13 protein-coding genes, 1 pseudogene and 1 riboswitch are annotated in these 12,052 nt (G+C 61.0%); of the genes and pseudogenes, 6 read left to right on the top strand and 8 right to left on the bottom strand.

What is annotated here, in order from left to right:
* Window positions 1-141: 141 nt before the first annotated feature.
* A complete protein-coding gene (soxR, locus tag BBJ66_RS32085) occupies window positions 142-606 on the bottom strand; it encodes a redox-sensitive transcriptional activator SoxR (protein ID WP_049733482.1) in 465 nt (154 codons plus the stop codon).
* A gap of 275 nt (window positions 607-881) precedes the next feature.
* Window positions 882-995, top strand: a riboswitch (TPP riboswitch).
* On the opposite strand from soxR, the pseudogene BBJ66_RS35725 reads away from it, so the two are divergent.
* From BBJ66_RS35725 to BBJ66_RS32110, 6 genes and pseudogenes are all read left to right on the top strand, one after another.
* A pseudogene (locus BBJ66_RS35725) lies at window positions 986-1,102 on the top strand (YkoF family thiamine/hydroxymethylpyrimidine-binding protein); the annotation flags it as partial. Its footprint overlaps the riboswitch before it by 10 nt.
* Before the next feature lie 11 nt (window positions 1,103-1,113).
* A complete protein-coding gene (locus tag BBJ66_RS32090) occupies window positions 1,114-1,920 on the top strand; it encodes an ABC transporter permease (protein ID WP_049733481.1) in 807 nt (268 codons plus the stop codon).
* Complete coding sequence (locus BBJ66_RS32095) at window positions 1,917-2,729, top strand: ABC transporter ATP-binding protein (RefSeq protein WP_071093256.1); 813 nt, start codon at window positions 1,917-1,919, stop codon at window positions 2,727-2,729. Before BBJ66_RS32090 ends, BBJ66_RS32095 begins: the two co-directional genes overlap by 4 nt.
* Window positions 2,730-2,793: 64 nt before the next feature.
* Window positions 2,794-3,804: an ABC transporter substrate-binding protein gene (locus BBJ66_RS32100; RefSeq protein WP_071093259.1), complete on the top strand. Its 1,011-nt coding sequence runs from the start codon at window positions 2,794-2,796 to the stop codon at window positions 3,802-3,804.
* Window positions 3,805-3,966: 162 nt separating this feature from the next.
* Window positions 3,967-5,187: an acyltransferase family protein gene (locus tag BBJ66_RS32105; protein WP_071093260.1), complete on the top strand. Its 1,221-nt coding sequence runs from the start codon at window positions 3,967-3,969 to the stop codon at window positions 5,185-5,187.
* A gap of 167 nt (window positions 5,188-5,354) precedes the next feature.
* Window positions 5,355-6,092: a sugar transferase gene (locus tag BBJ66_RS32110; RefSeq protein ID WP_049733477.1), complete on the top strand. Its 738-nt coding sequence runs from the start codon at window positions 5,355-5,357 to the stop codon at window positions 6,090-6,092.
* A gap of 148 nt (window positions 6,093-6,240) precedes the next feature.
* Here BBJ66_RS32110 and BBJ66_RS32115 read toward each other — a convergent pair whose 3' ends face one another.
* From BBJ66_RS32115 to BBJ66_RS32145, 7 genes are all read right to left on the bottom strand, one after another.
* Entirely contained in the window at window positions 6,241-6,648 is a 408-nt protein-coding gene (locus BBJ66_RS32115; protein ID WP_049733476.1) for a F0F1 ATP synthase subunit epsilon, read from the bottom strand.
* Window positions 6,648-6,887 (bottom strand): hypothetical protein, encoded by a 240-nt coding sequence (locus tag BBJ66_RS32120; protein ID WP_071093262.1) that lies wholly within the window; start codon window positions 6,885-6,887, stop codon window positions 6,648-6,650. Before BBJ66_RS32120 ends, BBJ66_RS32115 begins: the two co-directional genes overlap by 1 nt.
* A complete protein-coding gene (gene atpD, locus BBJ66_RS32125; RefSeq protein WP_049733474.1) occupies window positions 6,887-8,323 on the bottom strand; it encodes a F0F1 ATP synthase subunit beta in 1,437 nt (478 codons plus the stop codon). The genes BBJ66_RS32120 and atpD overlap by 1 nt, the downstream gene beginning before the upstream one ends.
* Before the next feature lie 23 nt (window positions 8,324-8,346).
* Complete coding sequence (locus tag BBJ66_RS32130) at window positions 8,347-9,231, bottom strand: F0F1 ATP synthase subunit gamma (RefSeq protein WP_049733473.1); 885 nt, start codon at window positions 9,229-9,231, stop codon at window positions 8,347-8,349.
* A 28-nt stretch (window positions 9,232-9,259) separates the two neighbouring features.
* The gene (gene atpA / locus BBJ66_RS32135; protein ID WP_049733472.1) at window positions 9,260-10,789 is read right to left on the bottom strand and encodes a F0F1 ATP synthase subunit alpha; all 1,530 of its coding nucleotides are present in this window, start codon (window positions 10,787-10,789) and stop codon (window positions 9,260-9,262) included.
* The gene (locus BBJ66_RS32140) at window positions 10,789-11,355 is read right to left on the bottom strand and encodes a F0F1 ATP synthase subunit delta (RefSeq protein WP_003589849.1); all 567 of its coding nucleotides are present in this window, start codon (window positions 11,353-11,355) and stop codon (window positions 10,789-10,791) included. Before BBJ66_RS32140 ends, atpA begins: the two co-directional genes overlap by 1 nt.
* A 253-nt stretch (window positions 11,356-11,608) precedes the next feature.
* Window positions 11,609-11,998, bottom strand: coding sequence for an AGROH133_08824 family phage infection protein (locus tag BBJ66_RS32145; protein WP_049733471.1), 390 nt, complete (start codon window positions 11,996-11,998; stop codon window positions 11,609-11,611).
* Window positions 11,999-12,052 lie beyond the last annotated feature (54 nt).

The raw sequence follows: 12,052 nt of genomic DNA on the forward strand, positions 1-12,052 counted from the left end.
GCCGTCCTCCTCGGTTGCGTCACTCGCCCTTAACATATGAGCACCGCGACCGAAAGAAAGGCAGACATCGATCTTTCCGGGAGAGACTTGGCTCTCCCGGAAAGACTTGGCTCTCCCGGAGAGACTTGGCTCTCCCGAAGGCTAGTTTTCGGTCTGCAGCAGCCGCGCACCCGGCCCTTCCTTGCCGAGCCGGTCGCAGGGATTGCGCAGCGGACAGCTTTCGATCGACAGACAGCCGCAGCCGATGCAGCCGGCCAGGCGGTCGCGCAACAGGCTGAGCTGGCCGATTCGCGCGTCGAGATCGTCCTTCCATCGTGCCGACAACGTCTGCCAGTCCGCGGCCGTCGGCGTGCGCCCCTGCGGCAGCGAGTGGAACGCCGCCTGGATTTCCACAAGCGGAATGCCGACACGCTGCGCCACCTTAATGATGCCGAGGCGGCGAAGTACGTCGCGCCCGTAGCGCCGCTGGTTGCCGCGGGAGCGGATGCTCGAGATCAAACCCTTTGTCTCGTAGAAATGCAGCGCCGAAACGGCAAGACCGCTGCGCTCAGCCACCTCACCGACCGTCAGCAGTTTGCCGGGCTGCGCTGCCGGAATCCGATCCATGTCTCTTGACCTCAATATTAGTTGAGGTTTTATAACCCTTGCTCCTGCAATCGTAAAGCCCGATCGGGCGCCCGCCAGCGCGGACGCCTTGCGCACGCCGACATCGCCGCCTGAGGCAGCAAGCTGCGGTCCCGTTCCCGGCAGGTACGGGCCCACCGAGGAACACCCGAGCGGGACTTCCGCTCGGGTGTTTCCCTGAGATCAGATCCATTCCGACTGGACGGACCGGTTCGCAATTTTGCGGTTGCGGGAAGAAAACCCGGGTGGTAGTTTCCGCCGAAATACAGGGGAGCTCCGTATCGCCGGGGCTGAGATGTGAGGCGCAAGCCTCTGGACCCTTCAAAGCTGATCTGGGTAATGCCAGCGGAGCGAGGTTCAGATGTTCTCAAGCGCAGAAGTGTCAGTCTATCCGATATCAGGCAACCTCGTCGGCATCATTCTCGATGCCGTCAAGGCGCTCGATCCCGATAGCGACCGGCTGCCCATCGAGACCGAAATCAAACGCTGATGACACTGCCACGACCTTCGCATTCGCGTCTTGCAGCGCTCCGCGCCGCTCTCTATCGGGCAATGCCCGCCTTGCTCGCGGGCTTCGCCTTTCTGGCGGCATGGGAGGTCTATGTCGATCTTTCCGGCATCAAGCCTTCCATCCTGCCGGCGCCTTCGCGCATTCTCATCCAGGGCTGGCTGAACCGCGAAGCGCTGATATCAAACACCTGGCCGACGCTCGGCGCGACGCTTGGCGGTTTCGCGCTGTCGCTTGCCTTCGCCTTCGCCGCTTCGATCCTCATGGATTTCATGCCTTTCATGCGCCGGGCATTGCTGCCGATCTTCATCGCCAGCCAGACCCTGCCGCTGGTGGCGATCGCGCCGCTTGTCGTCCTCTGGTTTGGCTTCGGCCTCTTGCCGAAGATCCTGCTGGTGGCGCTCGTCACCTTCTTCCCGCTGCTTGTCGCCCTGCTGCAGGGCTATGAATCGACCGACCGCGACATCGCCGAACTTTTGAACTCGATGAAAGCGAGCCGCTGGCGCATCTTCCGCCTGGCACGGCTTCCCTCCGCGCTGCCCTATTTCTTCGCCGGCCTGCGGATCTCGATCACCTATGCCGTCGTCGGCGCGATCTTTGCCGAATATGCCGGCGCCGCCCGCGGCCTCGGCATCTATATCCTCAACGCCAAGAATAATTTCCGTCCCGATCTGGTGCTCGCCGCCGTCGTTGTCAGCGCCGTGCTCACCCTCTGCCTCTTCGGCCTGACGCTCTTGATCCAGCGCCTTGTCATGCCCTGGCAACCATCCGGGGAGCGGCGCCGATGAGCGATACAATGGTTGAGCTGCGGAATATCGCCAAATCCTTCGACGGCATGAAGGTGCTGGGCGATATTTCGCTCAGCGTCGCAAGCGGCGAGTTCGTTTCGATCGTCGGCCCGTCCGGCTCCGGAAAATCGACAGTGCTCCGATTGCTGACGCAGGCGCTTCGGCCCGATTCCGGCACCGTGCTTTTCAACGGCGCGCCACTGGAAGAGGCGCCGCACTCCTTCGCCTTCATGCCGCAGCGCGATGCGCTGATGCCCTGGCGCCGGATCATCGACAATGCCGCCCTTGGCCTCGAGGTGCGGGGCATGAGCCGCCGGGCAGCGCGCGCCACTGTCGCGCCGCTATTCGAACGCTTCGGCCTTGCCGGTTTCGAACACCATTATCCCTCCGAATTATCCGGCGGCATGCGCCAGCGCGCCGCCCTGTTGCGCACCGTCGTCCAGACCCAGGACATGCTGCTGCTCGACGAGCCGTTCGGCGCGCTCGACGCGCTGACGCGCACGCAGATCCAGGAATGGCTGCAGGGCATGTGGACCGAACACCGCTGGACGGCGCTGCTGATCACCCATGACGTCCGCGAGGCCGTGTTCCTCTCCGACCGTATCTACGTGCTTTCGGCCCGCCCGGCGCGTATCATCCGCGAATTCCACGTTCCCCTGCCCCGTCCGAGAAGCATTGCCGATCTCGGCTCGCCGGCGGCCCAGGCGATCGAAACCGAAATCCTGCAAACCCTGCTTCATCCGCTAGAACAGGATGATTTTGGGCCGATCGGTCTAAAATCTGAATCCTGTGCCAATATAAAGAGTTAGAGCATGATGCCGAAAACTGCTCACACTTTTCGGCATCATGCTCCAGAGACCTGAGGAGGTCACCATGCTGCTTCTCACCCGTCGCCAGACGATCTTCGCCGCCCTCGCGGCAAGCCTTGCCGGCCGCCCCGCCTTCGCCCAGTCAGCGCCCGCAAAGGCGCGCATCGCGCTCGACTGGACGCCCAACACCAACCATATCGGCATCTATGTCGCCAAGGCGAAGGGCTTCTATGCCGCCGCCGGCCTCGATGTCGAAATTCTTCCCTTTACCGACACCAGCGCCGGCACGCTGGTGTCGAACGGCGTCGCCGACTTCGGCATCAGCAGCGAGATCGAGGCCATCACACAGCGCGCCGCCGGCGGCGACGTGAAGATGGTCTACGGCGTCGTCCAGACCGAAACAGCGCGGCTGATCTTCAAGGGCGGACGCGACGACATCAAGAGCCCCAAGGATCTCGACGGCAAGACCTATGGCGGCTTCGGCGGCACCTGGGAGAGCGCACTGGTCTCCGCGATGATCCGCAACGATGGCGGCAAAGGCGAGGTCAACACCGTCACGCTCGGCACCTCGGCCTACGAGGCGCTGGACAATGGCTCGATCGATTTCACGCTGGAGATCTATACCTGGGAAGGCGTTGCCGCCGAACTGGAAAACCGGAAGATCGCCCGCTTCCACTATTCCGACTATGGCATTCCCGACGAGCAGACGACGGTCATCGTCTCCAGCGACGCCTATCTCTCGGCCAATCGGGACAATGCCCGCGCTTTCATTCAGGCGACGCGAAAGGGTTATGCCTATTCCGTCGATCATCCCGACGAAGCCTGCGCGCTGCTGATATCCGAGAGCAACGGCGCGCTGATGAACACCGAATTGGTGAAAGCGTCGCAGAAGGCGCTGATCGAAGGACACTTCCTGAAATCCGAGGCCGGCGTGATCGGCACGCTCGACCCGGCAAAGGCCGACGCCATCGGCGGCTTCCTGCTCGAGAACGGCATTCTGGTCGATGCGAATGGCGCCGCACTCAAGGAGAAGCCGGATTTTTCCAGCTATTACACCAACGAACTCCTCGCCTGACCTCGAGCCTCGACCTCGCCCGTCGCCGCTTTCCACGGCAAAGTCCACCGGGCACTGCATGATTTCTTAAATCGGAAGCGATATAAGAAAGCTGATGCAGCACTTCAAAGTGTTACAGCGCCGTGCGGCTGAAAGACGCGGCGCCGTAAGGCGGGGAACAGGATGCGACAACAGGAAAGACTGGCCGGAGCGGACTTTCTGCGCGCGACGGCCTGTCTGCTGGTGTTTGTCCATCATCTGGCGCTCCGGCTGGACATGCGCAGAATTCCCGACGAACTGGGAACGGCTGCGCAGATCCTCCGCTTCGGCAATTTCGGCGTTGCCATCTTCTTCGTGCTCAGCGGCTTTCTTCTCGCCCATCCCTTCTGGCGCGCGCTCGACGACGGCCGCGACATGCCGAGCCTGCGCCATTACACGATCCGCAGGGCGGCGCGCATCGCGCCGGGCTTCTGGGTGGCCGCAACCGTCAGCTTCGCGCTCAGCCTGACGCTGCTGGCCCTGCCGCTGACGCCTGAGCTGACACTTCGCTACGTCTCCGGGCTGCTGTTCATGAGCCAATGGCATTGGCGCACATTGTTTCCCGTCGAAGCCGACGGCCCGCTTTGGTCGATTCCCTTCGAGGTCACCAGCTATGTGCTGCTGCCGATCTGCTTTTTCCTGCTGTTTCGTTTACCCCTGCTCCGGCAGCGCCCGCCGCTTGCCCGCTTTGCCTGGCTTTGCGTCATCGCCGGTGTCCTCCTCGCCCATGTGCTGATCCTCATCGTCTTTCCGCTCGACGACATCGGACGCGGCTGGCAATACGGCCTCCAGGGCGGGGCGAAAGAGTGGATGCCGCGATATAATCCGATCGGTTTTTTCGCCGTCTTCGCCCTCGGCGCGTTCGCCGCCGGCGTCGAGGTCATGCTTAGTAGACGGCAGTCCTTCTGGTTCGATGCCGCAGCGCTGCTGGCCCTCGCCGTTGCCGGCTACCGCCTCGTCATATCGCCCGGCGGCACCCCTGAAGCCTACGGCTGGCTCGAAATCCCCTATGGCTTCCCGGTCTTTCCGCTGGCGATCGCAACGGCGCTCGTTGCGCTCTGCCATTCGCAGCACCTGGGCAGGCTGCTCGACAATGCACCCGTCCGCTACATCGCCAAGATCTCCTTCGGCATCTATATCTGGCAGGAGATCATCCTGATATCGATCCAGCGGCTTGACCCCGGTTCGTTCGGCGTTTCCACGGACAATGTCATCACCGGCTGGCTGCAGTCCTGCGGACTGGCGGCAACGCTTGTCCTTCTCGTCGCCAGCTTCAGCTACCACCTGCTGGAGAGACCGGCGATCGACCTCGGCAACCGCCTGACATCCCCTCAACCCAATCGGGCTACTCCTTTCAAAGTATAAATTTCCCACCATTTCAACTAATGCGTTAAGGTTAGCCGCGAGATACTCCCATTTTTGGCTTCTTTAGGGTTACATGATTCTTAATTATACCGATGACAAACGATACATGAGGATGTATCTGTCTCCCTGTAGTTCAGTATCGCAGCTAAACTTGTGGACCTTGCGTAATGAATGCTTTTACTTCGAAGACGAATTCACGCTTCGATCCGTCTCAGCGTCAGGACAAGACCAGGACCCTGGTTGTCGCGAACTCCAACATTCGCCAGCCGAACAGCTTTTCGCCTGTCGAAAGAAAGATGGCTGTGCGACTGGGCGTAAAGCGGCTGTTCGACATCGTCGCCTCCGTCAGCGCCCTCATCGTGCTGGCGCCATTTTTTCTGGCGATCGCTCTCTTCATCAAACTCGACGATGGCGGTCCGGTATTTTTCCGCCAGATCCGCTGGGGACTGAACGGCCGGAAGATCGTGGTTTTCAAGTTCCGCTCGATGCGCGCCGAAGATTGTGATCCGAGCGGCATTCGGCAGACCGTCAAGGGCGACAGCCGGATGACATCCATCGGGGCGGTGCTGCGAAGGACCAATATCGACGAGCTGCCGCAGCTTTTCAACGTCCTTATCGGCGAGATGTCGCTGGTCGGTCCGCGCTGCCATGCGATCAATATGCGCGCAGCCGGCAGGCTCTACGAGGAACTGGTGCCGGACTACCACCAGCGTCACGTCATGCGCCCCGGCATCACCGGCCTTGCCCAGACACGCGGCTGGCGCGGCCCGACGGCGCGGCCGCTGCAGGCCCGCGCCCGCATCGCCTGCGATATTTATTATGTCCGGAATTTCAGCCTGTTGCTCGACTTGAAGATCTTATTGAAGACGCTCGTCATCGAGCTGCGTGGCGGCACCGGCTTCTGAGACGATCCGACATGTCGGCAAAGCGGCCATAGGGGCCGCGTCTTCGTTTGAAGCCTCCGATGGAGGCGCCTGCCGCATCCCGAGAGATGAGCGACCACAAAAAAGGCGGCTGTTAAGCCGCCTTTCATCGTTGCAAAATCGATTGCGATCAATCCTGCTGGACGATGCCGCTCAGATGCGTCAGTTCCATGATGAAGTGCTCGAGCTTCGACTTGTGCTCGTGCAGCTCGGCATGTTCGAGTTCCTTGCGGGCGGCCTCGATGCGGCGGGTCAGCTCGTCCTTGTGGAGTTCCTCGACCGGTACGGCCGATTCGGCAAGCAATGTGCAGCCAGTCGGCAGGATATCGGCGAAACCGCCGAAAACGACATAGTCCTGCTTCTTGCCGGAGGCCGAACGCACGCTCACGAGACCCGGCTTGACCGTCGTCATCGTCGGCGCATGGTGCGCCATGACGGTCATTTCGCCTTCCGTCGCGGGAATGACGACCTCGGTCACCATTTCCGACAGCAGCAGACGCTCCGGCGAAACGAGCTCAAAGTTGAAATTGTCAGCCATCAGTGACTTACCTTCTCGGCTATGGCTTTCGCATCTTGCAATTGGGTCCCGCAGAACGGGCAGTGCATTATCGCTTGGTCGAGATAACCGAGGCCTTCCTCGCTCTGGACCAAACCGACCACCATCATCAGCACGCCGTTATCGGCGCGATAGATGGTCGGCGCGGCTGGTTCCGGAAGATCCGCCACGACCCCTTTGAGGGGATCGCAGCAGAATATCTCGTCTAGCGCGTCGCTCATCAAGCAGCTGCGAGCTTCTTGGCCTTTTCGATCGCTTCTTCCATCGAGCCGACCATGTAGAAGGCCGCCTCCGGCAGGTGATCGTATTCGCCGTTGACGAGGCCCTTGAAGCCCTTGATCGTGTCTTCGAGCGCAACCAGCTTGCCAGGCGAGCCGGTGAAGACTTCGGCGACGAAGAACGGCTGCGACAGGAAACGCTCGATCTTGCGGGCGCGGGCAACGGCAATCTTGTCCTCTTCGGACAGTTCGTCCATGCCCAGGATGGCGATGATGTCCTGCAGGGCCTTGTAGCGCTGCAGCGTCGACTGGACCTTACGGGCGACTTCGTAATGCTCTTCGCCGACGACCATCGGGTCGAGCATGCGCGAGGTCGAGTCGAGCGGATCGACGGCCGGGTAGATGCCCTTTTCGGCGATCGAGCGCGACAGAACCGTCGTCGCGTCAAGATGCGCGAACGAGGTTGCCGGCGCCGGGTCGGTCAAGTCGTCGGCAGGAACGTAAATGGCCTGGACCGAGGTGATCGAGCCGGTCGTCGTCGTGGTGATGCGCTCCTGCATCTGGCCCATGTCGGTGGCAAGCGTCGGCTGATAGCCGACGGCCGACGGGATACGGCCGAGCAGAGCCGACACTTCGGAACCTGCCTGGGTGAAGCGGAAGATGTTGTCGACGAAGAACAGGACGTCCTGGCCCTGGTCGCGGAAATGTTCGGCGACCGTCAGGCCGGTCAGCGCGACGCGGGCGCGGGCACCCGGCGGTTCGTTCATCTGGCCGTAAACAAGTGCCGCCTTCGAGCCTTCGCCGCCGCCATGCTTGTTGACGTTCGATTCGATCATTTCATGGTAGAGGTCGTTGCCTTCGCGAGTGCGTTCACCGACGCCCGCGAAAACCGAGTAACCACCATGCGCCTTGGCGACGTTGTTGATCAGTTCCATGATCAGAACGGTCTTGCCGACGCCGGCGCCGCCGAACAGGCCGATCTTGCCGCCGCGTGCATAGGGCGCCAGAAGGTCGACGACCTTGATGCCGGTGACGAGGATCTGCGCTTCCGTCGACTGCTCGACATAGGAGGGCGCATCCTGGTGGATGGCGCGCTTATGGGTGGTGACCAGCGGGCCTGCTTCGTCGACCGGCTCGCCGATGACGTTCATGATACGGCCGAGCGTCTCGTTGCCGACCGGAACCATGATCGGAGCACCGGTATCGCTGACTTCCTGGCCGCGCACGAGACCTTCGCTGGAGTCCATCGCGATCGTACGAACTTCGTTCTCGCCAAGGTGCTGCGCAACTTCGAGAACCAGACGGACGCCGTTGTTGGTGGTTTCCAGCGCGTTCAGGATCTTCGGCAGTTCGCCTTCGAAAGCAACGTCGACGACGGCGCCGATAACCTGTGTGACCCTGCCGACAGAGCCGATCTTGGGGGTAGCTGCCTCAGCCATTTTCTGACCCTCTTTTCCTAGCCTCAGAGCGCTTCCGCGCCCGAAATGATTTCAATGAGTTCCTTGGTGATCTGCGCCTGGCGCTGGCGGTTGTAGCTCAGCGTCAGTTTGTTGATCATCTCACCGGCATTACGCGTCGCATTGTCCATGGCGCTCATCTTCGCGCCCATTTCGCCGGCGACATTCTCAAGGAGCGCGCGGAAGATCTGGACGGAGATGTTGCGCGGGATCAAGTCTTCGAGGATCGACGCCGGATCCGGCTCATATTCGTAGACTGCGCCAGCATGTGCCGCATCTTCGGCCTGCACTGCGCCTGTCGAAGCCGGGATGAGCTGTTGCGCCGTCGGGATCTGACTGATCACCGACTTGAACTCGGAATAGAACAGCGTGCAAACGTCGAATTCGCCAGCCCCGTACATCTCGATGATGCGCTTGCCGATCTGGTCCGCATTCTCGAAGCCGATCTTCTTGACGTCGCGCAATTCCTTACGCTCGATGATCAACGAAGCATATTCGCGGCGAAGGATATCGTAGCCCTTCTTGCCGACGGTGAAGATCTTCACCGTCTTGCCCTCGGCAAGCAGCCTGCGCACATGGTCGCGCGCAAAGCGGGCGATCTGTGAATTGAAGCCGCCGCAAAGACCGCGTTCGGCCGTGCAGACCACCAGCAGATGAACCTGGTCCTTGCCGGTGCCGGTCATCAATGTCGGCGCGCCGTCGGCATCGGTGACGGCCTTGGCGATGTTCGCCAGAACCGCACCCATGCGCTGCGAATAAGGCCGGGCGGCCTCGGCCGCCTCCTGCGCACGCCGAAGCTTCGCCGCGGCGACCATTTTCATCGCCTTGGTGATCTTCTGCGTCGCCTTGACGGAGGCGATCCGGTTTTTCAGATCCTTAAGTGAAGGCATCCGTGATCCGTCCTAACTTAGGGCCTGATTACGCGAAAGACTTTGCGAAGGTATCGAGAGCAGCGGTGAGCTTGCCCTTGGTATCGTCGCTGATTGCCTTTTCCGTGCGGATCGCGTCGAGGATGGCGGAGCCTTCCGAACGCAGATACGAGAGGAAGCCCTGCTCGAACTTGCCGACCGAAGCGACCGGCAGCTTGTCGAGATAGCCGTTGACGCCGGCAAAAATCACCGCGACCTGTTCTTCCGTCTTCAGCGGCGAGAACTGCGGCTGCTTCAGGAGTTCGGTCAGGCGTGCACCGCGGTTCAGCAGGCGCTGCGTCGCAGCGTCGAGGTCCGAACCGAACTGGGCGAAGGCGGCCATTTCGCGATACTGGGCGAGTTCGCCCTTGATCGAGCCGGCAACCTGCTTCATCGCCTTGATCTGCGCCGACGAGCCGACGCGGGAGACCGACAGACCGACGTTCACGGCCGGGCGGATACCCTGGTAGAACAGGTCGGTTTCAAGGAAGATCTGGCCGTCGGTGATCGAGATCACGTTGGTCGGAATGAAAGCCGACACGTCGTTGCCCTGGGTTTCGATGACCGGCAGAGCGGTCAGCGAACCGGCGCCCTGGTCGTCGTTCATCTTCGCAGCGCGCTCGAGCAGACGCGAATGCAGGTAGAAAACGTCGCCCGGATAGGCTTCGCGGCCCGGCGGGCGGCGCAGCAGCAGCGACATCTGGCGGTAGGAAACGGCCTGCTTCGACAGGTCGTCGTAACCGATCAGCGCATGCATGCCGTTGTCGCGGAAATATTCGCCCATGGCGCAGCCGGCAAACGGAGCCAGATACTGCATCGGCGCCGGATCGGAAGCGGTTGCCGCGACGATGATCGAATACTTCAGTGCGCCGCGCTCTTCGAGCACCTTGACGAACTGGGCAACGGTCGAGCGCTTCTGGCCGATGGCGACGTAGACGCAGTAAAGCTTCTCGCCCTCAGGACCGTTCTCGTGAATGGCCTTCTGGTTGAGGAAGGCGTCGAGAAGAATGGCGGTCTTGCCGGTCTGGCGGTCGCCGATAACCAGCTCGCGCTGGCCGCGGCCGACCGGGATCAGCGCATCGATGGCCTTGAGGCCGGTCGACATCGGCTCATGAACCGACTTGCGCGGAATGATGCCGGGAGCCTTGACGTCGACACGCGAGCGGCGCGTCGCGTTGATCGGGCCCTTGCCATCGATCGGGTTGCCGAGCGCGTCGACGACGCGGCCAAGCAGTTCCGGACCGACAGGAACGTCGACGATGGCGCCGGTCCGCTTGACGGTGTCGCCTTCCTTGATGTCGCGGTCGGAGCCGAAGATGACGACGCCGACATTGTCGGATTCGAGATTCAAAGCCATGCCGCGGATGCCGCCCGGGAACTCGACCATTTCGCCGGCCTGGACATTGTCCAGACCATAGACGCGGGCGATACCGTCACCGACGGAGAGAACCTGGCCGACTTCCGAGACTTCTGCCTCCTTGCCGAAATTTTTGATCTGGTCTTTGAGAATTGCGGAAATTTCCGCGGCGCGGATATCCATCAGCCAACCTCTTTCAATGCGAGCTTAAGAGTGGAGAGTTTGGTACGAAGAGACGTATCAATCTGGCGGGACCCGACCTTGACGATCAGACCACCAAGAATTGACGGATCAACCGTGACGGCAATCGTCACGTCTTTGCCGGTAACGCTCTTGAGTGCCACCTTCAATTCGGTTTCCTGCGCTTGCGAAAGCGCATGCGCCGAGGTGACCTCGGCGGAGATTTCACCGCGATGGTTCGCGGCGATGATGCGGAAGGCCTTGATCATGCCCGGCAGGGCAAACAGGCGGCGGTTGCGCGCCACGACCTTCAGGAAATTGGCGAAGAAGCCGCTGATTCCGGCCTTCTCGCTGATGGCGACGATCGCCTTCAGCTGGTCCTCGGCAGAGAAAACCGGGCTTGCGACGAAGCGCTTCAGATCGGCGCTCTCATCCAGCATCGCCTGGAAACGGTCAAGATCGGCGGTTACGCTGTCGACGGCGCCCTGCTCGAGCGCCAGATCGAAAAGCGACGAGGCATAGCGCTCGGCAACACCAGATGTAAGCTGGGACGTGTCTGCCACTGGCACAAATTTCCCTGATTTCAATCCAAAATCCGGCTCTCGGCGGGCGCCGAACCTATGATCTTGAATTCGTTTTGATTTCCCCCAGAAATCACAAGAGAAGCCTCTTGCTTCTTCCGAAATTCGGGGTCCGTCTAACATAGGATGTTCGGACTCGCAACACGCGTAATGCCCGAATACGCCTTTCAAATGCATTTCTGTCCGCAAAATTGCGCAATGGCCTGAAAGCGAGCCGCGCAAGCCGCCGCCGGCGGCGAAATTATGTCTGGAAGAAGCCGAAAACATACAGCAGCGGCAATGCCGCGATAATCGCCTGCACAACCAGAAGTAAATAGTTGAGGTACGTACTCCCCTTATCTGACAGAATGGAGACGATGCGGGCAAACGCCGCCATGGCAAACGCTGCGCCGAAGACGGTATAAATTAACGTCTGAGCCAGCATGACAGCACCGAGGCCAAGACCGAGATAGAAACCGCCCATCGATCGGACCTCGCTGAAACCTTCACGCCGCTCGCCGCGCGGCGCCAGGCCGAAGACCCTCATCGCAAGACCGGGCGCAAACATGATGACGAAGCCGGCAAAGGCTGTGAAGGCGGCTGCGCCGAAGGCAAGCTGCTCACCAAATTCCGTCGGAAATTCAAACTCCATGCCTCGACCCCAAATCCATCCGCTGATTCTGCGTTTATGCCATGATCGGCCGCA

Source organism: Rhizobium sp. RSm-3, from assembly GCF_001854685.1.
In the GTDB taxonomy this organism is placed as follows: domain Bacteria; phylum Pseudomonadota; class Alphaproteobacteria; order Rhizobiales; family Rhizobiaceae; genus Rhizobium; species Rhizobium ecuadorense.